The 437-nt window shown below is 69.1% G+C and carries 1 protein-coding gene; it reads left to right on the top strand.

All coding sequences use genetic code 11. The features are described 5' to 3' along the window. Positions 1-437, top strand: a 437-nt coding sequence (locus B447_RS21610; RefSeq protein ID WP_004249677.1) for a DUF6537 domain-containing protein, incomplete at both ends; no start/stop codon positions are given.

Below are 437 nucleotides of genomic sequence, written 5' to 3'. Positions count from 1 at the left end.
TCGACATCGACTACGTCCACGCCGAGATCCGCAAGTACGAGGCCAAGGCGCCCAAGCTGCCCGAGCTGACCGCCGAGGCGCGCCAGATCGTGGATTCGGTCGGTGCCAGCGGCGAAGTGCGCCGCCTGCTCGAGATCCGCGTGCCCGACCTGATCGGCTACCAGGACGCCGCCTACGCCCGCCGCTACGCGGCCAAGGTGAAGCGCGTGATGGAGGCCGAACAGCGCGTCGCACCGGAAGGCTCAGCGCTCACCGAAGCCGCCGCACGCTACTTCTACAAGCTGATGGCCTACAAGGACGAGTACGAGGTCGCCCGCCTGCACTCCGACCCGGCCTTCCTCGCCGAGCTCGACGCGCAGTTCCCGCACGGCTACACGGTCGAGTACAACCTCGCCCCGCCGCTGCTCTCCAAGCGCGACCCGGAGACGGGTGAGCCG

Origin of the sequence: Thauera sp. 27, assembly GCF_000310125.2 — a bacterium.
Lineage (GTDB): Bacteria > Pseudomonadota > Gammaproteobacteria > Burkholderiales > Rhodocyclaceae > Thauera > Thauera mechernichensis.
The sequence above is the reverse complement of the archived record's forward strand: the minus strand, read 5'-3'. Positions and strand labels throughout refer to the sequence as shown.